Annotated in this window: 28 protein-coding genes and 1 pseudogene; 12 read left to right on the top strand and 17 right to left on the bottom strand. The window is 54.3% G+C overall.

Annotated features, from left to right (window positions below; translation table 11 throughout):
• Positions 1-167: 167 nt before the first annotated feature.
• The 3 genes from EXW94_RS11855 to EXW94_RS11845 form a co-directional block, all read right to left on the bottom strand.
• The gene (locus EXW94_RS11855; protein ID WP_010435198.1) at positions 168-851 is read right to left on the bottom strand and encodes an oligogalacturonate-specific porin KdgM family protein; all 684 of its coding nucleotides are present in this window, start codon (positions 849-851) and stop codon (positions 168-170) included.
• A gap of 316 nt (positions 852-1,167) precedes the next feature.
• The gene (locus EXW94_RS11850) at positions 1,168-2,346 is read right to left on the bottom strand and encodes an acetyl-CoA C-acetyltransferase (RefSeq protein WP_089600353.1); all 1,179 of its coding nucleotides are present in this window, start codon (positions 2,344-2,346) and stop codon (positions 1,168-1,170) included.
• Between the two features lie 93 nt (positions 2,347-2,439).
• The gene (locus EXW94_RS11845; RefSeq protein ID WP_042718446.1) at positions 2,440-3,306 is read right to left on the bottom strand and encodes a LysR family transcriptional regulator; all 867 of its coding nucleotides are present in this window, start codon (positions 3,304-3,306) and stop codon (positions 2,440-2,442) included.
• 101 nt (positions 3,307-3,407) lie between these two features.
• On the opposite strand from EXW94_RS11845, the gene EXW94_RS11840 reads away from it, so the two are divergent.
• Together EXW94_RS11840 and EXW94_RS11835 are read left to right on the top strand one after the other, a co-directional pair.
• Positions 3,408-3,869 carry a multidrug/biocide efflux PACE transporter gene (locus tag EXW94_RS11840; RefSeq protein ID WP_042718447.1) on the top strand — a complete coding sequence of 154 codons (462 nt, stop codon included), beginning with the start codon at positions 3,408-3,410 and terminating at the stop codon, positions 3,867-3,869.
• Between the two features lie 119 nt (positions 3,870-3,988).
• Positions 3,989-5,218 (top strand): amino acid permease, encoded by a 1,230-nt coding sequence (locus tag EXW94_RS11835; protein WP_010435209.1) that lies wholly within the window; start codon positions 3,989-3,991, stop codon positions 5,216-5,218.
• 35 nt (positions 5,219-5,253) lie between these two features.
• On the opposite strand, the gene EXW94_RS11830 is transcribed toward EXW94_RS11835, so the two are convergent.
• The 6 genes from EXW94_RS11830 to EXW94_RS11805 form a co-directional block, all read right to left on the bottom strand.
• Positions 5,254-5,526, bottom strand: coding sequence for a GNAT family N-acetyltransferase (locus EXW94_RS11830; protein WP_010435212.1), 273 nt, complete (start codon positions 5,524-5,526; stop codon positions 5,254-5,256).
• A 10-nt stretch (positions 5,527-5,536) separates the two neighbouring features.
• The gene (yjdI, locus tag EXW94_RS11825; protein ID WP_010435213.1) at positions 5,537-5,767 is read right to left on the bottom strand and encodes a 4Fe-4S mono-cluster protein YjdI; all 231 of its coding nucleotides are present in this window, start codon (positions 5,765-5,767) and stop codon (positions 5,537-5,539) included.
• Positions 5,768-5,829: 62 nt separating this feature from the next.
• On the bottom strand, positions 5,830-6,498 hold the full coding sequence (locus EXW94_RS11820) for a methionine ABC transporter permease (protein WP_120158735.1): 669 nt from the start codon (positions 6,496-6,498) through the stop codon (positions 5,830-5,832).
• Positions 6,486-7,274 carry a methionine ABC transporter ATP-binding protein gene (locus EXW94_RS11815; RefSeq protein WP_120158710.1) on the bottom strand — a complete coding sequence of 263 codons (789 nt, stop codon included), beginning with the start codon at positions 7,272-7,274 and terminating at the stop codon, positions 6,486-6,488. Before EXW94_RS11815 ends, EXW94_RS11820 begins: the two co-directional genes overlap by 13 nt.
• Positions 7,267-8,070 carry a MetQ/NlpA family ABC transporter substrate-binding protein gene (locus tag EXW94_RS11810; RefSeq protein ID WP_371317575.1) on the bottom strand — a complete coding sequence of 268 codons (804 nt, stop codon included), beginning with the start codon at positions 8,068-8,070 and terminating at the stop codon, positions 7,267-7,269. The genes EXW94_RS11815 and EXW94_RS11810 overlap by 8 nt, the downstream gene beginning before the upstream one ends.
• A 24-nt stretch (positions 8,071-8,094) precedes the next feature.
• Positions 8,095-9,123, bottom strand: coding sequence for an isopenicillin N synthase family oxygenase (locus tag EXW94_RS11805; RefSeq protein WP_174340175.1), 1,029 nt, complete (start codon positions 9,121-9,123; stop codon positions 8,095-8,097).
• 559 nt (positions 9,124-9,682) lie between these two features.
• On the opposite strand from EXW94_RS11805, the gene EXW94_RS11800 reads away from it, so the two are divergent.
• From EXW94_RS11800 to EXW94_RS11770, 7 genes are all read left to right on the top strand, one after another.
• Positions 9,683-9,868 (top strand): general stress protein, encoded by a 186-nt coding sequence (locus tag EXW94_RS11800; RefSeq protein WP_004136767.1) that lies wholly within the window; start codon positions 9,683-9,685, stop codon positions 9,866-9,868.
• 91 nt (positions 9,869-9,959) lie between these two features.
• Complete coding sequence (locus EXW94_RS11795) at positions 9,960-10,457, top strand: ferritin-like domain-containing protein (RefSeq protein ID WP_108416327.1); 498 nt, start codon at positions 9,960-9,962, stop codon at positions 10,455-10,457.
• Positions 10,458-10,516: 59 nt separating this feature from the next.
• Positions 10,517-11,023: a ferritin-like domain-containing protein gene (locus tag EXW94_RS11790; protein ID WP_010435238.1), complete on the top strand. Its 507-nt coding sequence runs from the start codon at positions 10,517-10,519 to the stop codon at positions 11,021-11,023.
• A gap of 17 nt (positions 11,024-11,040) precedes the next feature.
• Positions 11,041-11,913, top strand: coding sequence for a manganese catalase family protein (locus tag EXW94_RS11785; RefSeq protein WP_010435239.1), 873 nt, complete (start codon positions 11,041-11,043; stop codon positions 11,911-11,913).
• 69 nt (positions 11,914-11,982) lie between these two features.
• Positions 11,983-13,386, top strand: coding sequence for a cytochrome ubiquinol oxidase subunit I (locus EXW94_RS11780; protein ID WP_042714542.1), 1,404 nt, complete (start codon positions 11,983-11,985; stop codon positions 13,384-13,386).
• Positions 13,386-14,396: a cytochrome d ubiquinol oxidase subunit II gene (cydB, locus tag EXW94_RS11775; RefSeq protein ID WP_174340174.1), complete on the top strand. Its 1,011-nt coding sequence runs from the start codon at positions 13,386-13,388 to the stop codon at positions 14,394-14,396. Before EXW94_RS11780 ends, cydB begins: the two co-directional genes overlap by 1 nt.
• An 8-nt stretch (positions 14,397-14,404) precedes the next feature.
• Positions 14,405-16,030, top strand: coding sequence for an alpha-amylase family protein (locus tag EXW94_RS11770; protein WP_174340173.1), 1,626 nt, complete (start codon positions 14,405-14,407; stop codon positions 16,028-16,030).
• On the opposite strand, the gene EXW94_RS11765 is transcribed toward EXW94_RS11770, so the two are convergent.
• The 4 genes and pseudogenes from EXW94_RS11765 to EXW94_RS11750 all read right to left on the bottom strand — a co-directional run bounded on the left by EXW94_RS11765 (position 16,031) and on the right by EXW94_RS11750 (position 18,516).
• On the bottom strand, positions 16,031-17,017 hold the full coding sequence (locus EXW94_RS11765; RefSeq protein ID WP_120158706.1) for an SDR family oxidoreductase: 987 nt from the start codon (positions 17,015-17,017) through the stop codon (positions 16,031-16,033).
• Positions 17,018-17,030: 13 nt separating this feature from the next.
• Positions 17,031-17,545, bottom strand: a pseudogene (locus EXW94_RS11760) (2-oxo-tetronate isomerase).
• An 11-nt stretch (positions 17,546-17,556) separates the two neighbouring features.
• The gene (locus tag EXW94_RS11755) at positions 17,557-18,003 is read right to left on the bottom strand and encodes a DUF421 domain-containing protein (RefSeq protein WP_174340172.1); all 447 of its coding nucleotides are present in this window, start codon (positions 18,001-18,003) and stop codon (positions 17,557-17,559) included.
• 9 nt (positions 18,004-18,012) lie between these two features.
• The gene (locus EXW94_RS11750; protein ID WP_174340212.1) at positions 18,013-18,516 is read right to left on the bottom strand and encodes a hypothetical protein; all 504 of its coding nucleotides are present in this window, start codon (positions 18,514-18,516) and stop codon (positions 18,013-18,015) included.
• 139 nt (positions 18,517-18,655) lie between these two features.
• On the opposite strand from EXW94_RS11750, the gene EXW94_RS11745 reads away from it, so the two are divergent.
• Both EXW94_RS11745 and EXW94_RS11740 read left to right on the top strand, forming a co-directional pair.
• Positions 18,656-19,045, top strand: a complete 390-nt coding sequence (locus EXW94_RS11745; protein ID WP_174340171.1) for a YdeI family stress tolerance OB fold protein — start codon at positions 18,656-18,658, stop codon at positions 19,043-19,045.
• Between the two features lie 67 nt (positions 19,046-19,112).
• Positions 19,113-19,997 carry an SDR family oxidoreductase gene (locus EXW94_RS11740; protein ID WP_120158703.1) on the top strand — a complete coding sequence of 295 codons (885 nt, stop codon included), beginning with the start codon at positions 19,113-19,115 and terminating at the stop codon, positions 19,995-19,997.
• 35 nt (positions 19,998-20,032) lie between these two features.
• Here the strand turns inward: EXW94_RS11740 and EXW94_RS11735 are convergent, their stop codons facing one another.
• Positions 20,033-22,015, bottom strand: coding sequence for an alkyl/aryl-sulfatase (locus tag EXW94_RS11735; protein WP_174340170.1), 1,983 nt, complete (start codon positions 22,013-22,015; stop codon positions 20,033-20,035).
• A gap of 171 nt (positions 22,016-22,186) precedes the next feature.
• On the opposite strand from EXW94_RS11735, the gene EXW94_RS11730 reads away from it, so the two are divergent.
• The gene (locus tag EXW94_RS11730) at positions 22,187-22,585 is read left to right on the top strand and encodes a hypothetical protein (RefSeq protein ID WP_174340169.1); all 399 of its coding nucleotides are present in this window, start codon (positions 22,187-22,189) and stop codon (positions 22,583-22,585) included.
• Between the two features lie 186 nt (positions 22,586-22,771).
• Here the strand turns inward: EXW94_RS11730 and EXW94_RS11725 are convergent, their stop codons facing one another.
• The 3 genes from EXW94_RS11725 to EXW94_RS11715 form a co-directional block, all read right to left on the bottom strand.
• The gene (locus EXW94_RS11725; RefSeq protein WP_148400619.1) at positions 22,772-23,386 is read right to left on the bottom strand and encodes an outer membrane beta-barrel protein; all 615 of its coding nucleotides are present in this window, start codon (positions 23,384-23,386) and stop codon (positions 22,772-22,774) included.
• A 100-nt stretch (positions 23,387-23,486) separates the two neighbouring features.
• A complete protein-coding gene (locus EXW94_RS11720) occupies positions 23,487-24,116 on the bottom strand; it encodes a winged helix-turn-helix transcriptional regulator (RefSeq protein WP_174340168.1) in 630 nt (209 codons plus the stop codon).
• 63 nt (positions 24,117-24,179) lie between these two features.
• The gene (locus EXW94_RS11715) at positions 24,180-25,355 is read right to left on the bottom strand and encodes an OmpP1/FadL family transporter (RefSeq protein ID WP_174340167.1); all 1,176 of its coding nucleotides are present in this window, start codon (positions 25,353-25,355) and stop codon (positions 24,180-24,182) included.
• Positions 25,356-25,397: the final 42 nt, after the last annotated feature.

Here is a 25,397-nt window from a genome sequence, read left to right as displayed (position 1 = left end):
TAACTGGCCTTGCCCTCCCCTAAGGAGGGCTTTTTTTTGGGCCTGGTGCGCGCGTTTTGCCCGGTGGCGCTAACGCTTACCGGGCCTACAGAGTGAAATGGGAGGGATCAAAGTAGGCCGGGTCAGCGCAGCGCCACCCGGCGGTTTTTAGAAAAGGAGCAGGATTATCAGAAGGAGTACGCCACGCCTAAACGGAAACGGGTCTGGCGCTCGTCGGTGTCTTTTACGCCCACGTTACCCACCTCAACATACGGTGCCCAGTTTTGATCCCATTTATAGGCCAGCTTGGCGTTATATTCGTTAGAATAATCTTTATTATTATTACGAATCATACCCTCGGTGCTTTTCGCATAAACGTAATTCAGCTCGGTACGCCAGTCCCCCATGACCCAACCCACCCAGGCATCGCCACGGTTAACTTTGTCATCGTCTTTATTTGAGCTGGACGGATAACGGGTATATTCGTAACGGTAACGTGCCGCCACGTAAAAACCATTATCGAAGCTGTATTGCAGGTGCAGGTTCGGTTTATAAATGGTACGGCTGTCATTACTCTCAATGGTAAATGCAGGCGTCAGCGCAATATTGTCGGTTGCTTTCCAGCGCCAGCTAATTTGGTCTTCATGACCGTTACCCACAACATCGGCAAACGGCTGGTCGGCCTTGTCGCCACCGGATTTCCATTTCGCTTCAACAGAGAAGCCGAAGCCGTTAGCAAAGCGATGCGAGACCGCAACGCGGTCTGCGTTCGCGCCGTTATCAATATATTCATGGCGCAGATCGACGGTAACCGCCTGAGCCGCAAAAGACGCACCAATAAGAGAGGCAAGGACCAGAGATTTATTAAACATGAAAAAACCCTCAAATAAAATAGCGTTTCGTTTTTATGGAACTGCAGTTTATTTTTAATAAACGTTATTTTAGTGATCAGGATCGTAATTATTTGTTTCATTTTTTTTGGCAAAGATGGACGTGATGTCAGTCAACAAAAGGGGATTATTAACCTTAAATTTCAGGGGAGAGATCACAGTAAGACGTTAGCGGGGATAATAATACAGCGCGTAATTATTCCACTCTGCATTGAGATTGAACTGATAATCGTAAAAACGTCACGCTATGTGTAAAAAAAACCTCCCAAGGGGAGGTTTGCTTTTTGAAAGGAAAGGATCACCGCTCAATCGCCAGCGCCACCCCTTGCCCACCGCCAATACAGAGCGTGGCAATGCCTTTACGGGCGTTACGCTTTTTCATTTCATGCACTAAGGAGACCAGAATACGGCAGCCGGACGCGCCGATAGGGTGCCCCAGCGCGATAGCGCCACCGTTGACGTTGACCCGCAGCGGATCCCACTCCAGCATTTTGCCCACCGAGATCGCCTGCGCGGCAAAGGCTTCGTTGACTTCAATCAGATCCACGTCGCTAAGCTGCCAGCCTGCGCGCTCCAGACAGCGGCGTGTCGCATAGACGGGGGCGATCCCCATCAACGCCGGATCCACCCCCACGCTGGCAAAGGCTTTAATACGTGCGAGCACGGGAAGATCCAGCTCCTGGGCTTTGCTTTCGCTCATCATCATCACGGCCGCAGCGCCATCGTTAATGGAAGAGGCATTCCCTGCGGTCACCGACCCCAGCGTTTCAAAGGCCGGGTTAAGCTTCGCCAGCCCTTCTGCGCTGGCATCGGTGCGCGGCTGCTCGTCGGTATCCACCATCACGGCTTCACCGTTCTGACGCTGGGTGCTGACCGGGACGATCTCATCGCGAAACCGTCCGGAATCAATTGCGGCGCGGGCTTTTTGCTGCGAGCTCAGCGCGTAGGCGTCCTGAAGCTCGCGGCTGATGCCATATTCACGCGCCAGGTTTTCCGCCGTGACGCCCATATGATAATCGTTGAACGCATCCCACAGGCCGTCATGCACCAGGCTGTCGAGCAACTGGCTGTTTCCAAGCTGCGCGCCGGTACGGCTGTCGGTCAGAACGTGTGGCGCGCGACTCATGTTCTCCTGCCCACCGGCAATCACCACATCCGCCTCGCCGCACTGAATGGCCTGCGTGGCGAGATGCAGCGCTTTTAAACCGGAACCACAGACGTCGTTGATGGTAATGGCGGAAACCGTGTTGGGCAGCCCGCCTTTCAGTGCCGCCTGTCGGGCAGGGTTTTGCCCGGCTCCGGCGGTCAGCACCTGGCCGAGGATCACCTCATCGACTTCATGGGCGGCAATCCCGCTGCGTTCCACCAGCGCTTTCACCACCACGCTACCCAGATCGACAGCCGAGTGGCGCGCTAATGCCCCCTGAAAACAGCCGATAGCTGTACGCAACGCACCCACTATAACGACATCTTTCATCACGACCTCAGTGTTAAATGACCTGACGATAGTAGAGTATTGTTATCAACAATTATCGCGATTGTTTAAAATTAGTGAGTTAAATCACAAGGATCAGCGCGCGTCCTGCAAATACTGTCGCAGCCAGCTTCCGGCGACGCCAGGGGGAGATCGTTTGTTCCAGAGCAGATCGACACCAATCGCGCGTGGCCAGCCGGGGACATTGAGTTGCACCAGCGATTTCGCCGCCGCAAATTCATCGACCAGCGCACACGGCAGTACACACCAGCCAAATCCCTGAACCGCCATACTCAAGAGTAACAGGTAATTCGGTGCTGACCAGACCGGCCCCCGGGCAAGGGTGGCTTCGCGTTCGAGATAGGTGCTCAGGCGCAGCTCGCGCCAGCCCTGTAGCTCATCAGCCCTGGTTTCGTGTTGCCCGGCAAGCGGGTGTTCCGCGCTGACGTAAATCGCCATCCGGGTCTGCAGGGGAAGCCGGGTCACGCCGATATCGGTAGGATAACTGCCGCGCGCTTCCGTCAGGCCAATTTGCGCCCTCTCCTTCTGCAGCAGATCGATGACATCCTCTTCTTCGCCAATCAGACATTCGAATTCCGTATGTGGAAAACGCTGGTCGAACTGTTTCATCAGGTTTTCAAGCACGTCCGGGTTGAGCGTATCGGAGAGCACAAACGTCAGCCGCGCCTCGGTCTGCGCGGTTAACGACACCGCCAGTTCGTCCAGCCGCGCGCTGGCGGCCAGGATCGACTGCACATAGCCCAGCACCTGCTCGCCCTGGACGGTTAACACCGGCTGACGCGCCGAGCGGTCAAACAGATCAAACCCGAGATCGGCTTCCAGGTTGGCTATGGACGTGCTAATTGTGGACTGGCTTTTACGCAGGCGGCGGGCGGCGGCGGAAAAGGAACCTGCGGCAACGGTCTCGACAAACGCGGTGAGGGCTTCAGGGGAATAGCGCATGAACTATCTACTTTATCGATGGATACCATCTTTAATATATCAGCTTTAGCGATAAAAATAGGCCCCATCGACGCCCATCCTGGCGAATGAATGAGGTCACTATGCAACATCAAGATGCACTCCACCGTAAACTGCCGGAGCGGATCTTCCATGCCGTCTGCTTTGAAGGGATTGCCACGGCGATCCTCGCCCCAACCGCAGCCTGGCTCATGCAGCGCTCCGTGGTGGAAATGGGTGGGTTAACCATTATCCTGGCGACCACGGCGATGCTGTGGAACATTATCTATAACTTTGGCTTTGACCGTTTCTGGCCCGTTCAGCGGGTCAAACGCACGGCGAAAGTGCGCGCCCTGCACGCCCTGGGCTTCGAATGCGGGTTTATTGTGATTGGCGTGTCCATCGTCGCCGCCGTTCTCGGCGTGACGTTGCTTCAGGCATTCACGCTGGAAATAGGTTTCTTCCTGTTCTTCCTGCCGTACACCATGTTCTATAACTGGGCGTACGATACCCTGCGCGAAAAATTCCTTAAGCGTCGCCAGCAACGACGCGCCCTGGCTGGCTAAACGCCCTCTGGCCGGACGTCCGTTCCGGCCAAACTCCTTCGAAGCAACTGCGCTCTCCACGCATAATTATGGTAAATTGCACGCCATTCTGATGGTTTGATAGTTGAAACGTTGCTCTAATGTCGAAAATTTGGTCAAAAGATGAGACTCTCTGGAGTTTCGCTCTCTATGGCACGGCCGTGGGCGCAGGAACGCTGTTCTTGCCCATTCAGCTGGGCTCCGCAGGCGCCATTGTCCTGTTTATTACCGCCCTCGTGGCCTACCCATTAACCTACTGGCCGCACAGAGCGCTGGCGCAGTTTATTCTGTCGTCGAAGACAAAAGGTAATGAGGGGATCACCGGTGCCGTTTCCCACTACTACGGCAGAAAGATTGGGAATCTGATCACCACGCTCTATTTCATCGCCTTTTTTGTGGTGGTGCAGATTTATGCCGTGGCTATCACCAACTCGTTAACCGAGCAACTGGCAAAACAGATGACCGTGGATACCGCCGTTCGCGTGCTGGTCAGTTTTGGCGTGGTGCTGGTACTGAATCTGATCTTCCTGATGGGACGGCACATCACCATCAAAGTGATGGGATTCCTGGTGTTTCCGCTGATTGCCTATTTTCTGTTTGTCTCGCTGTACCTGACGGGAAGCTGGCAGCCCTCACTGCTCACCAGCCAGATGGCGTTCGATCGGCATACGTTGCATCAGGTGTGGATCTCGATCCCGGTGATGGTTTTCGCCTTTAGCCATACCCCGATTATCTCGACGTTCGCGGTCGACCGTCGTGAGAAGTTCGGTGATGAGGCCATGGGTAAATGCAAGAAAATCATGAAGGTGGCGTATCTGATTATCTGCCTGAGCGTGCTGTTCTTCGTGTTTAGCTGCCTGCTCTCTATCCCGCCGTCGTACATTGTGTCGGCGAAAGAGCAAGGGGTCACGATCCTTTCAGCGCTGTCGATGATGCCCTCTTCACCTGCATGGTTGGGCATTTCCGGGATTATTGTGGCCATTATCGCGATGTCGAAATCGTTCCTCGGCACCTATTTCGGGGTGATTGAAGGGGCGACGGAAATTGTCAAATCGTCGCTGAATCAGGTGGGGGTTAAAAAGAGCCGCGCCTTTAACCGCGCGATTTCAATTCTTGGCGTGTCATTGATCACCTTCGCGGTCTGCTGCATCAATCCGAACGCCATTTCGATGATTTATGCCATTAGCGGCCCGCTTATCGCGATGATCCTGTTTATTATGCCGACGCTGTCGACGTACCTGATCCCGTCGTTGAAGCAGTATCGTTCCATCGGCAACCTGCTGACGCTAATCGTCGGCGTGCTGTGCGTGTCGGTGATGTTTGTAGGATAAGCCCGCGGTGCCCGGCGCAATGCCGGGCACCTCTCTCACGCCCGAATATCGTCATATTCCCGCGTATTATCAAATTCATGTTTGGCAAACGGGCACAGCGGGATAATTTTACGGTTTTCACCGCGCATCTTCTCCACCACTTTCGCCACCAGCTGCTTACCCACGCCCTGCCCTTTCAGGCTCTCGTCCACGTCGGTATGTTCAATAATGCTGAGGTGTTCACCGGTCGGAACAAAGACAATCTCCGCCACCTGGTTCCCGTCTGCATCATTCACGTAAAATTTGTTATGGCCTTCCAGAATATCCATGGTTCCTCGCTTATTTTTGGCGATACTTCAGCGCGCCGCTCGGGCAGGTATCAATCACGCGTATGACGGTCTCAACGTCCACCTCATCCGGCACGATCCACGGTTTACGTTTCAGGTTGAACAGCTTCGCGCTGCCGCGCACGCAGTTTCCTGAATGTTTGCAGATCCCGGTATTGAAGTAGACGTCGATCTTCTCACCGGTGTAGGCCCGGTATCCCGCTTCCAGTAGCTCTTTATCCACGACATAGCCTCTGTTGTTATTATGTTGGTGAATGGGTTATAGCACAGGAAAGCGGGAGGCGGTTAGCGTCGGTAAGCGAGCGATCGTACCAGTCTGTCGCCGAGTTTCTGGATAGTCTGCACCAGCAGCAGCAATACGATGACCGTGCCGGCAATCAGGGTGTTATCGAAGCGTTGATAGCCATAGCGAATGGCCAGGTCTCCCAGCCCGCCGCCGCCGACGACGCCCGCCATGGCGGAAAAACCGATCAACATCACAATGGTCAGCGTAATTCCCGCCACCAGCGCGGGCAGCGCTTCGGGCAAGAGCACCCGGCTGACAATATGCCAGTGGCTGCCCCCCATCGACTCCACCGCTTCAATGCGCCCCCTATCCACCTCATCCAGCGCGCTTTCAACAATGCGTGCGAAAAAGGGAAAGGCACCAAGCGTAATGGGTACCACGGCGGCGGTGCTGCCAAGCGTGGTGCCGACAATCCACCGGGTGACCGGGATAAGGGCAATGAGCAAAATAACAAAGGGCAAGGCTCGCCCAATATTGACGAGACTATTGAGCACGACAGCCACCGCCCGGTTGGGTAACACACCGTCCCGACGCGTGATAAACAGCAGCACGCCAATGGGTAATCCAATGGCTACCGTAAAGAGCGTCGCCAGCGCCACCATGTAGAGGGTTTCCAGGGTGGCGTTAATCATTAAGTCCTGAAAGCGATCCCAGTTCACGCTACGCATCTCGCCCCCGTCTCTGACGCATATTTTGCCAGGAAAGCACGATCGGTTTCGCCATCCTGCAGCAGCATTTGACGCAGCCGCCCTTCCCGACGCGACATAATTTGCGAAAGCGACCCGCTCTCAATGAGCGCCCCCTGCTCCAGCAGGGCCGCTGCATGGCAGATCTGCTTCACGACCGTCATTTCGTGGGTGATTAGCACAATGGTGATATTGAGCTGCTGTTGAATATCAGCCAGCAGATCGAGAATAGCGCGAGTCGTTTCCGGGTCGAGCGCGCTGGTCGCTTCATCGCACAGCAGGTAGCGAGGCTGTACCGCCAGCGCACGGGCAATGCCCACCCGCTGCTTCTGACCACCTGAGAGCTGCGAGGGCCACGCGTGACCAAAATTTCCCAGCCCCACCAGTTCGAGCAGGGCGGCAACCCGCTGCTGACGCAACGGGCGCGGGACACCGGCAATCTCCAGCGGCAGATCGATATTGTCGTTGACGGTACGCGAGTGCAGCAGATTGAAGTGCTGGAAGATCATGCCCATCTGCTGACGCTGCTGGCGAAGCTGCGCCACGCCCAGCGTGGCGATATCCTGGCCATCGATGAGTACGCGACCCGACGTCGGCTGTTCAAGGCGATTCAGACAGCGCAGCAGGGTGCTTTTTCCCGCCCCGCTGCGCCCGAGAATGCCAAAGATCGTTCCTTCTTCTATCGACAGCGAAATGTCCGTCAAGGCCGGCGCGGTTGCGCCGGGATACTGTTTACTGATGTGCTCGAGTTTAATCATGCTGTGGCGCCGTAACGGGGATCACCGAGCCGTTGTATTTCTCGCGGATAAAGGCTGCCACCTTCGGGGAGGTTAAGTCTTTCGCGAGTTCGGCAATACGCGGGTCCTTCAGCAATTCAGGCGTGGTGACCAGCAGGTTGGCATAAGGATTGTTGCTGGCGGATTCCAGCCCTAAAGCGTCTTTCGCCGGAACCAGCCCCGCCTCAAGGGCATAGTTGCCGTTGATCACCGCAGCGTCCACATCGTCTAACGCACGCGGGATTTGCGGCGATTCAATCTCCACTATCTTGATTTTCTTCGGGTTGTCGCTGATGTCAGCAGGCGTCACCAGCGTAGAGGCCGCGTCGCCGCTGGCCTTCAGTTTCAGCACGCCTTTGCTCTGCAACAGCCACAATGAACGGCTGAGGTTAGTGGCGTTATTCGGCACGGCAATGCTTGCCCCTTCCGGTAATTCATCCAGTGATTTCACCTTACGGGAATAGATACCCAGGGGTTCAATATGAACTTCAGCAGCCACGCTGAAGGTTTTTCCCAGCGCCTTCTCCTGATCTTTCAGGTACGGCAGATGCTGGAAATAGTTGGCATCCACCTCTCCGGAAGCCAGTAACTCATTCGGGTTAATCCCGCCGCTGCTCATCTCGATAATTTTCAGATCGAGTTTAGGATCGATTTTTTTCACATACTCCAGGATTTCCGCATGGGGAATAGGATCGGCGGCGATACGTAACGGTGCGGCGTGCAGCGTTTGTGAAACCAGTAAAGCGAGCCCAGCCAGCGTAAAGAATGCAGATTTCATCATCGTCTTATCTCTTATTGTTTATTAAAACTGTGGTTCGCCGTTGAGGTGATCCGCGTAAAAACGGTTTGCCACATCAGGATGTGAGCGCAGTCGGCCTTTCAAATAATTCCAGCCCACTTCGCGTAACAGGGGGTTGAGCGGATCGCTGGTTGGTCCGTGTGCCAACCGCGCGAGGGAGTCGGGCAGTTGAAAGACCGGCACGACCGCATTCAGCTGTGCGCCGAGGAAGAAAGCGTATGACAGGCGCTCCCGGCCAGCCTGCGGGGAGACGACGCGGTGTACGGTAGCGCGCAGATAACCATTGGTTGCCAGTTCGAGCAGTTCGCCGATATTAACCACGAATGAGCCAGGCAGCGGCACCGCGTCCACCCATTCATTCGGCGAGACCTCAACCTGCAAACCGCCCTGCTCGTCCTGCAATAACAACGTCAGGAAACCCGAATCTTTATGCGCGCCAACGCCCTGGCGGGATTCATTTTCACTGCGCCCCGGATAGCGGATCAGCTTGATGTGCTCGTTGGGATAGTCGCCGTAAAGGTCATCGAAGGCGTTTCTCGGCAGGGACAGCGCTTCGGCAAAAGCCCGCAGAAGTTCAAGCGCCACGTCGGTCATTTTCTGCTGCCAGAGAGTGATCACATCACGCATGTCCGGCAGCGCTTCGGGCCACTGATTGGGTCCCTGCATGCGTTGCCATACCGGGCCAGTGCTGCTTTCGATGGCAGAGCGTTCAGCGCCAATATCAAATTGCTCGCGGTAGTCCGGCTGGCTGCGGGTAATTTCCGAACCCGCGCGGTTATAGCCGCGAAAATGCGGTGAATTGGCCATCCTGACCTTCAGCTTCTCCTGCTCCGGCAGGGCAAAAAATTCACGCGAGACGCGCTGCACGTCGTCCAGCAACGCCTGAGAAATACCGTGCCCGGTAAGATAAAAAAAACCCACCTCGCGGGCTGCTTTCCCCAGGTCTTCAAGAAAGGCTTTACGCTGTTGAGGATCGCCCTGCAACCGGGAGAGTTCAATAACAGGTAAGGAGAGTTTATGCGCTGTGCTCATCGTTTTTTTCCAGCTTATGACAATGCGCTCACCTTGCCATTTCGCCACATAGTGCACTACGAAGTTTTCTGTCTATCGATATCAAAAACCCAGCAATGGGCTTGCAAGAATAAGGGTTAAATTTTATTTCACTGGTTCTTGCATCAATGACCAATTTTATTTATAAATAACGCACGCACCTACCCCCAAATTATTACCTCCATATATTTATCACCTTGAGACTATTCTCATTGCGCACGTTGCCGTTTCATTCTCTTTCACGCAATTTGTAAACTCATGTAATTCATTTCCGCGGCGGGTTTACGGTAAAAAAACCTGCACCTGGCGGCAGACACCGAAGAATCGAACCTGTAAGCAACAGATATCGTAACCATTTATAGGCACAGACCTGTAAAATAACGAAGCGGTATATTTCGCAGCGACAACCACCTCGCCCCAAAATAAAGCGAAACTGTAATTTGACTCTTCCAGCATAACGACTAATGTTAATTGCTGAACGACAAATGATACGAATTAAAAATCGTATCTCCTGACATAAACGCAACAAGAGGGTTGATATATGGCAGAACATCGTGGTGGTTCCGGTAATTTCGCTGAAGACCGTGATAAAGCATCAGAAGCTGGACGTAAAGGCGGCCAGCACAGCGGTGGTAATTTCAAAAACGATCCGCAACGCGCGTCTGAAGCAGGTAAGAAAGGGGGACAGAACAGTCACGGCGGGGGCCGTAAATCTGATAACTCCTGATCTTATTTAAGTCTCTTATAAATAAACCAGAGAGCATGCTGCGGGCCTGCAGGCTCGCAGTACCCTTTACTTATTTAACGGGAACATAAATATGAACATGAAAAGTATCGAAGACGTCTTTATTCACCTCCTGTCGGATACCTACAGCGCTGAGAAGCAGCTGACTCGTGCGCTAAGCAAACTTTCCCGCGCAGCATCAAGCGAACAGCTCAGCGCCGCGTTTACGGCACACCTTGAAGAGACGCAGGGACAAATTGAGCGTATAGACCAAATTATTGAGCAGGAATCCGGCATTAAATTAAAGCGCATGAAATGCGTGGCAATGGAAGGCCTGATTGAAGAAGCAAACGAAGTCATTGAGAGCACAGAGAAAAATGAAGTGCGCGATGCAGCATTAATTGCTGCCGCACAAAAAGTCGAGCACTACGAAATAGCCAGTTACGGTACTCTTGCAACACTGGCTGAACAGCTTGGCTATAAAAAAGCCGTTAAACTTCTCGCCGAAACGCTGGAAGAAGAGAAAGAAACCGATCTTAAATTAACCGATCTGGCCGTTGGTAATATTAATCAAAAAGCCCAAAAAGGTTAACCCCGAAAATAAATGAGCATCAGCATTTAATTAAATCAAATAACTCACAGGAGTTTATTATGAATCATGTAGAACACTACCATGATTGGCTGCGCGATGCCCATGCGATGGAAAAGCAAGCCGAATCGATGCTGGAATCCATGGCCAGCCGTATTGAAAATTATCCCGATTTACGTGCTCGTATCGAACAACATATTAATGAGACAAAACGCCAAATTACATTGCTGGAAGAAATACTCGACCGCAATGATATTTCACGTTCGGTTTTAAAAGATTCAATGAGCAAAATGGCGGCCCTGGGACAGTCCATTGGCGGCATGTTCCCCTCCGATGAGATCGTAAAAGGCTCAATCAGCGGCTACGTTTTCGAGCAGTTTGAAATTGCCTGTTATACCTCCCTGCTGGCAGCCGCCAAAAAAGCGGGTGATACCGCCTCGATACCCGCCATTGAGACCATCCTGGCGGAAGAGCGCGAAATGGCCGACTGGCTGATTCGCCATATTCCGCAAACGACGGAACAGTTCCTGCTGCGCTCGGACGCGGACGGCGTTGAAGCGAAAAAATAACGGGAGAGGGAGAGTCTATGTTCCGGCACGTAAAACAGCTGCAGTATACGGTTCGCGTTGCCGAACCCAATCCGGGCCTGGCCAATCTGTTACTGGAACAGTTTGGCGGGCCGCAGGGCGAACTTGCCGCCGCCTGTCGTTACTTCACTCAGGGACTGAGCGATGACGATCCTGGCCGCAAAGATATGCTGATGGATATCGCGACCGAGGAGCTTAGCCACCTCGAAATTATCGGCACCCTGGTCGGTATGCTTAACAAAGGGGCCAAAGGTGAACTGGCGGAAGGCGTAGAAAGCGAAGCGGAACTGTATCGGTCAATGACCGAAAACGGCAACGACAGCCACATCACGTCACTGCTATACGGCGGGGGGACGCCGCTGACCAACTCGGCGGGCGTGCCGTGGACTGCAGCCTACATTGACACCATCGGCGAACCCACCGCCGACCTGCGCTCAAACGTGGCGGCGGAAGCCAGAGCCAAGATCATTTATGAACGACTGATCAACGTGACGGACGATCCGGGGGTTAAGGATGCGCTGGCGTTTCTGATGACGCGTGAGGCGGCGCACCAGCTCTCCTTTGAAAAAGCGCTGCAGTCCATCCGCAATAATTTTCCGCCCGGAAAATTGCCGCCAATCGAGGAGTACACCAACAAGTACTACAATATGTCTGAAGGTGGAGAAGTTCGCGGAAGCTGGAACAGCGATAAGCATTTCGACTACGTCGAATCTCCCCAGCCAGCGGTTGACGGAGGAGACGGCAGTGCAAGCGTAACGCTAACGACCGAGCAGGCCACGCTCGTCAAAGCAATGTCTGCACGCACGAAGTCCGATCCCAACGCCGATCCGCTAACCGGCGCCGAGCTTGGCGCAGGGAAGAAAAAACCGTAATCGGTTTTGCCAGGTAGCCTGACGCTGCCTGGCAATTCTCGTTAGCCCTCCGTTCCAGAGGTACGGCCCATGTTCGAACTCGATGCGTTTCATCTGGCCAGAATACAATTCGCCTTTACCGTCTCGTTTCACATCCTTTTTCCCGCCATCACCATCGGGCTTGCCAGCTATCTGGTGGTGCTCGAAGGCATGTGGCTGCGCACCAAAAACGACGTCTGGCGCTCGCTGTACCATTTCTGGCTAAAGATTTTTGCCGTCAACTTTGGCATGGGCGTGGTGTCCGGGCTGGTGATGGCTTACCAGTTCGGGACTAACTGGAGCGGCTTTTCCCAGTTCGCAGGCAGTATCACCGGCCCGCTGCTGACCTATGAGGTGCTCACCGCCTTCTTCCTTGAAGCCGGTTTTTTGGGCGTGATGCTGTTCGGCTGGAACAAGGTCGGCCCTGGCCTGCACTTCTTCGCGACCTGCATGGTGGCGCTGGGTACCCTGATGTCCACCTTCTGGATCCTCGCCTCCAACAGCTGGATGCACACCCCGCAGGGCTTCAGTATTCAGAACGGCCAGGTGATCCCTGAGGACTGGCTGGCAATCATCTTTAACCCTTCCTTCCCCTATCGGCTGATCCACATGTCTATCGCCGCCTTCCTGAGCAGCGCGCTGTTTGTGGGCGCGTCGGGCGCGTGGCATCTGCTGCGCGGCAACGACACGCCCGCCGTGCGTAAAATGTTCTCAATGGCGATGTGGATGGCGCTGCTGGTCGCCCCCATCCAGGCGGTGGTCGGCGATATGCACGGCCTGAACACGCTGGAGCACCAGCCCGCCAAAATTGCCGCCATCGAAGGACACTGGGAGAACCCGCCGGGCGAAGCCACGCCGCTGCTGTTGTTTGGCGTGCCGGACATGGAGGAAGAGCGCACCAAATACGGTCTTGAGATCCCCGCGCTCGGCAGCCTGATCCTGACCCACAGCCTGGATAAACAGGTTCCCGCCCTGAAGGACTTCCCGAAAGAAGATCGCCCGAACTCCCTGATTGTCTTCTGGTCGTTCCGCGTTATGGTCGGGATGGGGCTGCTGATGATTGCGCTCGGCGCGCTCAGCGTCTGGCTGCGCTATCGGCACCGGCTATACCACTCGCGTCCGTTCCACTGGTTTGCCCTCTGCATGGGGCCCGCCGGGCTCCTCGCACTGCTGGCCGGCTGGGTGACCACCGAAGTGGGCCGCCAGCCGTGGGTAGTCTACGGCTACCTGCGCACCATCGACGCGGTGTCGCTGCACAGCACGCTGCAGATGAGCATCAGCCTGCTGGCCTTTATCGTGGTCTACTGTTCGGTATTTGGCGTGGGCTATGTCTATCTCGTTCGGCTAATTAAGAAAGGGCCGCAGCCTGTTGGCACGCTAACCTCTAACACCTCGGGCACCCCTGCCCGTCCGCTGTCTGCCGCTGAATCTGTTCCTGAAGAGGAGAGAAGCTGATGGGCGTTGATATCTCGGTTATCTGGTTTGCAATCATCGTCTTCGCCACGCTGATGTACATCATCATGGACGGCTTCGATCTCGGAATTGGAATGCTCTTCACCTTTGTGGGTGATGCCAAAGAGCGCGACGTGATGGTAAACAGCGTGGCCCCGGTCTGGGACGGAAATGAAACCTGGCTGGTGCTGGGCGGTGCGGGGCTGTTTGGTGCGTTTCCCCTGGCCTATGCGGTGATCATTGATGCGCTGACCATTCCGCTTACCGCCATGCTGATTGGCCTGATCTTTCGCGGCGTGGCATTCGAATTTCGCTTCAAGGCGACGCCGTCGCACCGCAAATTCTGGGACTACTCCTTTGCTGGCGGATCCTTGCTCGCCACGTTCAGTCAGGGGATCGTCGTCGGGGCGATGATCAACGGTTTCGATGTGGAAGGACGACGTTTTGTCGGCTCATCGCTGGACTGGCTGACGCCGTTCAACCTGTTCTGCGGGCTGGGGCTGATCGTCGCTTATACCCTGCTGGCGACGACCTGGCTCATCATGAAAAGCGAGGGCGCGCTGCAAACCCGCATGCGCGAGTTGACCCGTCACGTGCTGCTGGCGCTGATGGTGGTTATCGCGGTGGTCAGCATCTGGACGCCCCTTGGCTGGCAGTACGTGGCCGACCGCTGGTTCACCCTGCCGAATTTCTTCTGGTTCCTGCCGGTCCCCCTTCTGGTGGCGGTGTTTAGCCTGTGGATCTGGCGCCTGACCCGCAATCCAGACAGCCACGCCCGCCCGTTCCTGCTGACGCTCGGGTTGATCTTTCTCGGCTTTAGCGGGCTGGGCATCAGCCTGTGGCCGCATATTATTCCGCCGCGTATTACCCTGTGGGAGGCCGCCGCGCCGCCTGCCAGCCAGCTGTTTATGCTGGTCGGGACGCTGCTGATTATTCCGGTGATTCTGGTGTACACCGCCTGGAGCTACTACGTCTTCCGGGGCAAAGTGTCTGATACGGAAGGCTATCACTGAGGGACGCTATGGCTGGCTGGCATACACGAGCGATTATCTACCAGATTGATACCGCCCTGTTTTACGATCTGAACGGCGATGGCTGCGGGGACATCGCCGGAATTGGGGCCAAGCTGCGCTACATCCGCCGGATGGGGGCAACGGTTATCTGGATCACCCCGTTTTATCTGACGCCGTTTCTGGATGAAGGCTACGACGTAAGCGACCACCTGCAGGTCGACCCGCGCTTTGGGAAACTGAAGGATATCATCGCGTTTATCGAGCAGGCCCGCGAGCTGGGCATGCAGGTGATTATCGAGCTGCTGATCCAGCACACCTCGGACGCGCATCCCTGGTTTCAACAGGCGCGCCGCAACCCGCAGTCCCCCTTTCGCGATTATTACCTGTGGTCCGATAACGACGATGACGACACGCCGCCCATGTTTCCCGGCGTGGAGAAAAGCATCTGGTCATGGGACGAGGAAGCCGGACAATACTACCGGCATATGTTCTATCGCCATGAGCCGGATCTGAATCTGGCCTCGCCTGCGGTGCTCAAAGAGATCGACAACATCATCCTCTTCTGGCTCAAGCTCGGCGTGTCGGGCTTTCGCCTGGATGCGGCGTCTCATCTGACAAAACAGGCCGGGCGTGGGGATGAGAAAAAGGGGCTGTGGATCCTCGAACATATGCGTCAGCTGATTGAGCAACACAACCCGGAGGCGATCCTGCTCGGGGAAGTAGACGTCGAGGTCGAGGAATATAAAGACTACTTTGGTGATAACGATCGCCTGAATCTGGTGCTGAACTTCTGGCTCAACAAGTATTTTTACGTCAGCCTGGCCGAGAAAAGCGCCCGCCCGCTGCGCAAGGCGGTGAAGAAAATGATCGTGCCGCCGGATTCCTGCTGTTTCGCCAACTGGCTGCGCAATCATGACGAGCTGGATCTGGAGGGGATCGGCAAAAAAGAGAAGCAGACCGTTCTTGATACCTTTGCCCCGGATGACGACATGAACGTGTATCAGCGCGGTATTCGCCGCCGCCTGGCGCCGATGCTGAATGGCGATCAAAAACGGCTGGCGTTCTGTCATGCGGTGCTGTTCTCTCTGCCGGGCGTACCGGTGATGCGCTACGGGGATGAAATCGGCATGGGTGACGATCTGGAGCTGGAAGAGCGCTACGCCGTCCGCACCCCCATGCAGTGGGCGGGCTCGCAGGGCGGTGGTTTTTCGGATGCCGACCCCGACACCTTTATCGCCCCTGTCATCGATCGCGGTCCTTTCCGCTATCAAAAAATCAACGTGGCGGATTCCCTTCTGCACCGCAACTCGCTTCTGCATCGCATCATTGATATTGCCAATACGCGTTCAGAGTTCCCGGAAATTGGTATGGCGCCGTTTCGACTCATCAACATCGACAACGATGCAGTCCTGGGGCTCTATTATGAAACCGACGAGCGCAGCATTCTGACCTTCGTGAACTTCAGCGACAAGGCGGTTCAGTTCACCGCGAAAGGGATCCGGCACGCCACCTGGACCGCCTGTCTGGCCGACAAACGGTACGAGGATGCGCTACTGCCCGGTAAAACGGTGGAGCTTAATATCGGCGGATACGGCTACCGCTGGTTCTGGACCAACCGCACCGCGCTGCGCTGACTATTTTTTCCGGGTCGACAGCAGGCGAGCCATGACCAGCCCCGCGACCGCGAGCGAACCGAGCAACACTTTCCCCGGCATACCGGAGGAGACGGTCGTGGCACGATCCTTCGCTTCGGCAGAAAAGCGTCCATGGATTTTGTGCAGATCGTTGACCGGCTGATCCAGATAGTCCCGGCGATCTTCGGCGTTCAGCTTATCGGTCATCTGCCCTTCCCACGCCTTTTTTACCATCAGCCTGTCAAGAAAACCGGGGAAGAGAAACTGCCCGACAATCGACTGAATGGTACTGCTGCCCACCCAGAGTTCACGCACCGGTTTCTGCGCGACCTTAAAAATGGCGCTGGCCGCCACGTCGGGCTGGAAGACGGGCGGAACGGGGCGCATCGCCCAGGCAAATTTGTTTCTCGCCCAGTCAAACTGCGGCGTATTGAGACCCGGCATTTGCACCATTGAAAGCTGAACCCGGCTGTTTTCGTGCATCAGTTCGGTACGCACCGCGTCGGTGAATCCGCGGATCGCGGCCTTTGCGCCGCAGTAGGCAGACTGCAGCGGGATGGATCGATAGGCCAGCGCGGAGCCAACCTGAACGATCGTCCCGCGATCGCGGGGCACCATCAGTTCCAGCGCGGCGCGGGTGCCGTTCACGTAGCCCAGATAGGTGACCTCCGTAACGCGGCGAAATTCATCGGGCGTCATCGTGCGAAACGGTGCCAGCACGGCCCCCATCGCGTTATTAACCCACACATCGATTGCACCCAGGCGGTACTCAATCTCGTTGGCGGCATCGACGACGGCCTGGCTGTCCGCCACGTCGGCCTGCACGGCATACGCATTGACGCCAAAACGACGTAGCTCCTCTTGCGTGGAGTGCAGGCTCTCTTCCTCGCGGGCAATAATGCCCACATCGTAACCCGCTTTCGCAAAGTGCAGCGCCGTCGCTTTCCCCACGCCCGCCGTCCCGCCGGTAATGACAATTACAGCCATACAACCTCCGCCTTTATTTCAAGCCTGGTAGCTTCTCGATCAGTTCAGATAAGGCATAGCGGACCGCTTTTTCCACCACATCCTGGCATTCACCGGAAAAGTGCACGGTACTCGTTTCCGTACGCTCGCCTAAATTCCAGGCGAAGCAGACGGTTCCGGCTGCCGTACCGTCATCCCCGCCTTCTGGCCCCCCGCATAACCGCTGATAGCGATACTGATATCGGCCTGCGCAATATCGCGAATTTTCGCTGCCATTTCGGTGACCGTTTGTTCACTGACGGCGGTGAAGCGCGCGAGGGTTTCATGACGAACGCCCAGGATCCTCTCTTTCGCCTCATCGCTGAACACCACCATCCCGACATCATAGAATTCTGCCGTGTTCTCCTCGGCGCAGAGCGCAACCGCCAGATTGCCGCCCGTGCAGGATTCCGCCGTGGTCAAACGCAGCCCTAAATCCGTGAGTTTTGTCGCCAGCTTTTTCGTTAACTCCCCGACGGTTTCATTTTTATCATGCATCAGATTATGCATACCGGTGCCTCTTAATTTTCAAAAGGAATGATTGAAATATGACCATTCCTTTCCAGAATAGCGTATTTAATTTCTTTCAACTCCGTCACGCCGTTATTTTGACGCGCTGAAACCAGAATATCATCGCAAGAAACATCCACTTTTTTAAGCTTATCCATGAGTGGAATACCGTTTTCCACTAATATAACCGGCGTGCCGTCCAGAATATTCTCAACGGGAGAGAAATACTTTTTCATTAAGCCAAATATAATATCTACCACCACCAGCGTGGCGATCGTAATCATCGCACCGGTGACCGAAAAATCTTGTCCCAACAGCGCCTGTTGCGTTGCTTCACTGATGATGAGCAGCAGGATCAGGTCGAAACTGGTCATTTGCAGCAGCGCGCGCCGTCCAGCCACTTTGAATACCACGACCAAAAAAAGATAAATGGCCAAGGCTCGAAAGACCATATCCATATTCGTCTCCTAAGGGTAAATGAACTGCCAGAAGCGAATTTCTGGCTCGTTGTTTACACGAATTGCATTTGCCCACTTCCCCGCCTTCGATGGCGTCAGAAATAGTCTGACGGTGAATTTTTCATTATATTTTAGGTTGTTATAGACGAAAAACAGCGTATCTCCCCGGCTGTACATGCTGTCAGGCTGCGGCCAGATGCTGCCCGGCTCATAGACATCACCGCTCTCGCTCGCCATGCTGATGACATATTCCCCCTGGGTTTTTACCGGGAAGGCGATCTGCAGCGGAAACTCTGTTTCCCGGCGACCAAAACGCTCATAGTTGAGAGTAAGCGTTTTTGCCGAATTGATTTTCTCAGTATCACTGACCGCCCCGCTCGAAAACAGACCGGCAATTGCCGCGATAATAATAGCCAGCAACAGGATAAAACCGACCTGCCGAAATGCATACTCGAACGACAGCAAACGATAACTTTCATTTATCCCGGGCAGCTTTTCATTTTTACGATTCATCGTCGCCCTCACCGCTTCGCTTATTTGTCGAAATTTATGATTTCTATAAGCAAATGCTTTTAGGACTTATCACATTTGCCACATAAAGGAATAGCAACAATACTTAATAAGTCAAGACAGCCAAAATGAAGGATATCGGATGAAATTATCAGTCATTTCAGCCTTATTAATATTACTGGTTCCCTCCGCTTGGGCAGATAATAACGGCGGGTTACAAAAAGGCGAAGCGCCTCCTCCGCCTCATGCGCTGGACGACGGTTATCGGGGCACGGATGACGCGCGGATTATGACCATTAACCAGGCAAAAGGAATGCATGACGGCGCAACCATCTCACTGCGCGGAAACCTGATTGACGGAAGCGGCGACAAATATGTTTTCCAGGATAAAACGGGAAAAATAGACGTCATTATCCCTAAAGCGGTGTTTGACGACAGAACCGTCAAACCCGATCAGATGATCAGTATTAACGGCTCACTGGATAAGAAATCATCACCTCCTGTCGTACGCGTCGATCATCTGCAGAAATAAATTCAGCGAAGCGTTAACGCTGTCACTATCCATCAAATCTCACCCCTTGGCCTGTAAGGAGTCAGCAATGAGTGATACCACACAACGTACCAACGCTTTCCCAAAACCGCCGTTCCCTGAGCAGCCGCAAACGCCGCCGGGTCTGGCGTCCGAGATGCAACCCGTGCCCGATCACGGGGAAAAGAGCTATAAAGGGCATGGCCGACTGGCCGGTAAGAAGGCGTTGATCACCGGCGGCGATTCAGGGATTGGCCGCGCCGTGGCGATTGCCTATGCCCGCGAAGGTGCCGATGTCGCCATCAACTATCTGCCCGAAGAGGAGCAGGACGCCGCTGAGGTGATTGCGCTGATCGAAGCCGAGGGACGGAAAGCCGTCGCGCTTCCCGGCGACGTGCGTGATGAGACCTTTTGCCAGAACCTGGTGGAAGAGGCGGTAGCAAAACTTGGCGGGCTGGATATTCTGGTCAATAACGCCGGTCGCCAGCAGTATCGCGAAACGCTGGAAGAACTCACCACCGAAGATTTTGACGCCACCTTCAAAACCAACGTCTACGCGCCCTTCTGGATCACCAAAGCGGCGCTGCGCCACCTGAAAGCGCCTGCGTCGATCATCAATACCTCCTCCGTGCAGGCGGTACAGCCGAGCGCCGTGCTGCTCGATTACGCGCAGACGAAAGCCTGTCTGGCGGTGTTTACTAAGGCCTTAGCGAAACAGCTGGGACCTAAAGGGATACGCGTCAACGCCGTTGCGCCGGGGCCTTACTGGACGGTTCTTCAGTCGAGCGGCGGGCAGCCGATGGAGAAAGTGAAACACTTTGGCGAGAGTTCCCCGCTGGGACGTCCGGGTCAGCCCGTTGAAATCGCGCCGCTGTACGTGACGTTAGCCTCTGACGAATGTTCGTTTACCTCCGGGCAAGTGTGGTGCTCGGACGGGGGCGACGGGACTATCTAAAAATAAAAAGGCTGCGTGAGCAGCCTTTTTTTCGTCTACGGGGTGACGATGTTGAACCAGAAATCAAAGCTATCCATATAGCTCAGCAGCTCATCAAGCTTCGCCTGATTGCCTGTCACCGTCACATCCCCCTGCTCCTGCGCCTGTTTCAGCGTGGTCTCCTTGAGGATGATTTTGTTCAGCGTATCGCGGCTGAGTGTGATTGAGGCATCCGCCGCTTTTGCGACCGTATTCGCGCTGTGATTCAGCACGCCGTTCTCAAGCTCCAGCTTGTACTGACCGCCATCTTTACCCAGGTCAACGTTGAACACCGCTTTTGCATTCGCCGCTCTCATGCCGTTGATGTGCACCCCGAGGAAATCAAAGAACATCTCCGGGGACATGGCGCGAACCGTATCCGGGCTGGCGGTATTCGGCGTCGGCAATTTCTGTACGCCGTTACGAAGTTCCTGCGCGCCGGTCAGATAGAAGTTACGCCACGGGCCCGACTCCGCCTGATACCCCAGCTGTTCGAGCGCGTCCGCTTTCAGATTACGCGCCGCTTTGTTTGAGGGATCGGCAAACACAACCTTGCTTACCACCTGCGCGACCCAGCGGTAGTTACCCTGAGCATAATCGGCTTTGGCTTTTTCAAGGATGGCGCTCGCACCACCCATATAGTGAACATATTTTTTCGCGGCATCGACGGGTGGGAGTTCGTCGAGCGTTGCCGGATTACCGTTGAACCAGCCGAGGTAAAACACATAGGTCGCTTTCACGTCATGGCTTACCGAGCCGTAATAGCCGCGGCCCGACCAGGATTTGGCTAACCCGTCCGGCACCGCAAAATTGGCCGCGATTTCATCTCGCGTCAGCCCTTTGTTCGCCAGTCTCAGCGTCTGGTCATTGATATAACGGTACATATCGCGCTGGCTTTTCATCAGCTTCACCACGTTGTCGTTGCCCCACGTCGGCCAGTGGTGCTGCGCCATGATGATTTCAGCCTTATCGCCCCAACGCTCAATGGCGCTGTTGATGTATTTCGACCAGGCCAGCGGGTCGCGGATCTTCGCCCCGCGTAATGAGTAGGTGTTATGCAGCGTGTGGGTCACATCTTCCGCCGCCTCAATCATCTTCTTCTCTTCAACGTACCACAGCATTTCAGACGGCGCTTCTGACCCCGGCGCCATCATAAAGTCAAACGTCAGACCGTCGATAACCTCTTTCTGACCATCTTCGGTGATGTAATGAGTCGGCTCGATCAGCGTCACCGTCCCGGCAGACGTGGTCGTCCCGAGACCCGCGCCAACCTGGCCTTTTGCGTCCGGCTTCAGCAGGTTGCCGTACATGTAGCTGGCCCGGCGGCTCATCGCATTCCCGGCCATGATGTTCTCGGAGACCGCTTCTTTCATAAAGCCTGCCGGGGCATAGACTTTCACTTTGCCAGATTTCACATCGGCTTCGTCAACCACGCCGCGCACGCCGCCATAGTGGTCAACGTGGCTATGGGTATAAATCACCGCCACCACCGGACGTTTACCGCGGTTTTTATAATAGAGATCCATCCCCACTTTGGCGGTTTCGGCAGAGACCAGCGGATCGATAACCGTGATCCCCTCTTTGCCTTCCATGATGGTCATGTTTGACAGGTCGAGGTTACGGATCTGGTAAACGCCGTCCGTCACTTCAAACAGACCGCTGATGTTAATCAGCTGCGCCTGTCGCCACAGGCTTGGGTTTACCGTATCCGGCGCTTTTTGCCCTTCTTTGATAAACGCGTACTGCTGCGGGTTCCAGATAACATTGCCCTTTTCACCCTTAATAACATCCTGTGGCAGCGGAGCAATAAAGCCTTTATGGGCGTTGCTAAAATCGGTTTTATCAAAAAACGGCAGCTGGCCATACAGCGCATCATTATTTGCTTTGGTATGGGTGGTCGCTTCTTTTGCCGTTGACTGCGCCATGGCAGGAGCGGCCACCAGCGAGGTGGATACCAGACCGGCAACGGTCATTGCGTTAACGAGAGTTTTCAGTTTCATAAATCCCCTACACGTCATCATTACGTTCGGATATGTGTTTAGGAAATAAGGTTACCAGCCAATTATTTCTTTCCCCATTCAAATAACGTTTAAAAATAAACAAACTTAACCTGTTGTCGTCATTTCCGGTCAGGATAATGTTCACTCCATTTATTCACTCCAGGATAACCAATGAAGATAACGCCGCTTTTTTTCGTTATATTTAGCCTTAGCACCTTAACCGCCTGCCGCTCTGCTCCACCCGATAAAGTCGAACAGATTAACCATTTGCAGGTTCCTTTAATTTTACCTGGCGAGAAACCACCCGCAGTACAAACGTCACATATTGCGTCGCTCTACCAGGAGAATAAACACCAAATTGATTCATTAACACGCAACCTTAAATCACAGTATCTTCAGGATGCCTCGGCAAAAGATATTTTTAAAGAGGACAGTCCAGTCCAGCGCGTTTACGCCTCCCTCACGAAACTGGAGCAGTTAGATATGGTGAACCAGCAATACCTGAAGGATAAAAATGAAGCTGGTCTGAGAAATATCAATCTTGCCCTTAAACCCTTAATAACGGGTTAAACAATGAAAAGCCCGACTACAAGGTAGCCGGGCTTTTTTATCATCGAGAAGAACATATACCCTAAATAATTCGAGTTGCAGGAAGGCGGCAAGGGAGTGAATCCCCAGGAGCTTACATAAGTAAGTGACTGGGGTGAACGAGTGCAGCCAACGCACATGCAACTTGAAGTATGACGGGTATAAAGACTAATCGTGTTGACCAAAGCGATAGGTCAACCCCGCCGTAACGGAGCTAATATCGCTGCTAACGCCAATCTGGTTGGCATTGCCCACGTTGCTGACCCACTGGTACTCCATGCGGCCAGCCCAGTTTTTATTGAATGCGTATTCCGTACCGACTGCGGCAAGCGGGCGTACACCCGTCTCAAAACGATTGTGACCACTTACATCAGATTCAGCACGGTAACCCATCGCACCCGCACGGCCATAGATATCCCAGTTGTTCGTCAGGGCATAGCTGGCTTTTAAAGACATCTGCAGGCCCTGGGCTTTCATTTGTCCACCCGCGCTATGCTGGCCTTTTATCTGCATATTACCCAGATAATCATAACCACCTTCAACCGCAAGCCATGGCGTAATTTGGTAACCCGTATAGATACCGCCACCAACATTATCGTGGTCAATATCGAAATGGTTAGAGCTGTTATTACTCTCGAGTGCTTTAGAGCCTGTATTGGTGTCAAAATAATGTGACCAGCCAAATTTCGCCCCGCTATACCAGGTGCCTGCATCTGCGGCGGCAAAAGCGGTCGTGGCGGTACATGCATTTACCAGAATTAAAGCTACCAATGTCTTTTTCATACGTATCCTGTTTGCTTCGTCAAAATTCATTTCGGTGAGCAAACAATAAACAAAAACGAGAATATCGTTAATTCGTTTTTAGTTTAATTTTAAACTTACATTAAAATGACTCAGGTAAATTTCTGATTTCAAGGAGATACCCACCTCTTTTGAACGAGATATATTGACCTTGCTTAAGGGCCGATAATACGTTGAGAATACTGCTGCGCGACAACAGCGTGCGGTCCTGAATATATTCGAGGATCGTCGTGCGCATTCGTGCTTCCTCAGGTAATAAGATCATCTCCTGAAGATGGTTGCGAATGACGGAATAAGTCCGTTGCTGCAGGACCTGGGCATCCCGATAAATTAAATAGGCTGTATGATAGGAGAGAAGTGCGGCCACCTCTTCCCATACCCCCTGCTCGCGGAACAGTTCCGCCGCACGTTCGGCATCCACCCGTAAAAGCGTCGACTCGGTTTCCACTCGCAGAATATGCCCCTGCGTCGGCTGGATCATTTCTGCAATACCGAAGAGATGGGGTTCGTATACCGTGACCAGCAGCAGGCCGTCGGACGCGCGCAGCAGGGACAATCCGCCCTCTAAAAAGAGATACATTTGCTGCCGACCTTTATGCTTCCACGTCACGCGCTTGCGCGGCACAACTTTCATTTTCTCCGCTATCGGCTCAAGGATCGCGGTCAGTCGTTCAATCGATTGTTCAGGACGAACAGGCGGTAAAATATGCATGGCACAACCTTATAACATCGGGTAACTGCCAGTATAGACCCTATAATTTAAGCAGTTACCAAATTAAAACTGATAGCTATAGTTTACGCTGGCAAACCAAAGATGGGGGTTATCATAGCTTCCAGCAAAGACAGCGGGTGATTTCACATGCGATGACTGCATGTGAAGATACTCGACGGCAACACCAATATTGCTGGCTGGCGTGATCTGATACTGCGCGCCTGTACCGAACCGCCATTCGTCGCCGGTCGGTAAGGTTATCGCCACATCACTCTGGCTCTGGTACGGCGAGCTATCAAAAGCGACACCGGCATTCAACCGCCACTGTTCTGTTGGGCGGTACTGCACGCCGAGCGCACCATGCCAGGTATCTTTCATGCGGCTGACGTTGTTAAGCGTCTGCCCGCTCACCGTGATTTGCGGCGCGCCGAACTGGCTCCAGTCCTGCCAGCCGAGATCGCCCATCACCGACCATTGCTGGTTAACATCATGCACAACGCTGAGCATAATTTGCTGCGGCGCACTCACCTGTGCCGTCACCGGGAGCTCGTATGCGCCACTCGCTAAGCGTGCTTTGCCGTCGATACTGTAGTGATAGTCCGTCCTGCTGTTCCATGTGATACCGGCTCGCGTCTGTTCGGTCAGTTGCATCAACAGCCCCAGCCGATAGCTCATCGCCCAGTCATGGTCATTCTGCTGGCGGTCTTCGTCATTCACATTGCGGGTCAATGAAAAATAGCCGTAGTTAACGTTGGCGGAAGCCCCGATTGAGAGGCGATCGTTGAGTGTGTACGCCACGGACGGGCTGAGCGTCATCGCCACCATGGTGCTCTTTTTGAACAGCCGGTCGCCCGTCCAGTTACCGTAATCGATCCCCAGACCATAATTGCCGTAAAGCCCAATACCGGCATAGAGATCGTCGGTCATTTTCTGGCTATAAAAGGCGCTGGCATTGGGAACGGTTTTCATCACATCGCCGGGGCTTCTCTGCGCATCGTTATTCAGCTGGTAGTCGATGGAGCCGTCCATCACCTGTAGCCCACCGGTGATCATACGATCGGGTAATCGCGTCATGCCTGCCGGGTTGGTCATTATTGTGGAGGCATCCTGCGCGCGGGCTGCCTGCCCTGCGCCAGCAAGTGCGGTATCTTCGGTGCCTGCTTCATAAAAATAGAGGGCGCTGGCGTGGGCGCAGGATGTTGCCAACAAGCCCGTGCACAGAAGGAGTCGTGTTTTCATCTGTCAGCCTGGTGAATAACGAATTTGCCGACAGGTATATCA

The sequence above is a fragment of the Enterobacter sp. JMULE2 genome, assembly GCF_013337145.1.
GTDB lineage: Bacteria > Pseudomonadota > Gammaproteobacteria > Enterobacterales > Enterobacteriaceae > Enterobacter > Enterobacter mori.
Note: the sequence above shows the minus strand (reverse complement) of the source record. Positions and strands in the feature narration are given on the sequence as shown.